This is a genomic window from Kluyvera sp. EC_51, assembly GCF_019584505.1.
GTDB lineage: Bacteria > Pseudomonadota > Gammaproteobacteria > Enterobacterales > Enterobacteriaceae > Kluyvera > Kluyvera sichuanensis.
Map to the genome: position 1 here is coordinate 1 of NZ_VDAG01000033.1, position 240 is coordinate 240.

A 240-nucleotide genomic window follows, 5' to 3' on the forward strand; every position below is an offset into this window, starting at 1 on the left:
GCAGGCTCAGAAGACGCTCCAGTGTGGCCAGAGTGCGTTCACCGAAGACGTGCGCCACAACCGTCCTCCGTATCCTGTCATACGCGTAAAACAGCCAGCGCTGACGTGATTTAGCCCCGACGTATCCCCACTGTTCGTCCATTTCAGCGCAGACAATCACATCACTGCCCGGTTGTATGCGCGAGGTTACCGACTGCGGCCTGAGTTTTTTAAGTGACGTAAAACCGTGTTGAGGCCAAC

At 55.8% G+C, this 240-nt stretch carries 1 pseudogene; it reads right to left on the minus strand.

Annotation, left to right across the window (positions count from 1 at the left end):
- A pseudogene (locus FHC49_RS08900) lies at nt 1-240 on the minus strand (IS1 family transposase); the annotation flags it as partial.